Annotated in this window: 1 pseudogene; it reads right to left on the reverse strand. The window is 57.3% G+C overall.

Annotated features, from left to right (window positions below):
- Nucleotides 1-399, reverse strand: a pseudogene (locus KBI52_RS00895) (Crp/Fnr family transcriptional regulator); the annotation flags it as partial.
- Between the last annotated feature and the right edge of the window lie 107 nt (nt 400-506).

Consider the following 506-nt stretch of genomic DNA (forward strand, 5'->3'; position numbering starts at 1 on the left):
TATCAGGCGCTGGATGGTGGGTTGTGTACTGATCACCTCGTGCATCTTAGCGATCTTGATCCGTGAGGCCGTGCCGGTGAGATGCACGACATAGTGTCCGAAAGCCTGATTGGTGACCGCTGCCCCTGTCAGACCCGTGACGCCCTCGCTGCCAAACACGGACATCTCGGCAGTGCGTCCGTCCTGCATGACAGCCATCAGCGAGATGATGACGTTGTGGGGAAAGTAGGCGTCGTAGAGGGGGTGACCCGCCTCGCAGAGCACCTGACCCTGCTGCAAGCTCACGATCTCCAGGTGCGGCTCCAGACAGGCAAAGTCTTCCGGCTCCAGAGCAGCCAGGAGCTTGTTCGCCCGATGCTCCCGGGCAGTCCCTGCATACAGAATATCCGCTGAATACATCCGCTATCTTGCCCCCTTGTGGGTTCTCAATGTTATGGAGCGTAGTCAAAGGCAAGGAATTTTCTTGCGGCTCATCCTGACGCAGAAAGTTCACATCTCAACCAATC

Origin of the sequence: Microvirga sp. HBU67558, assembly GCF_018069605.1 — a bacterium.
Lineage (GTDB): Bacteria > Pseudomonadota > Alphaproteobacteria > Rhizobiales > Beijerinckiaceae > Microvirga > Microvirga terrae.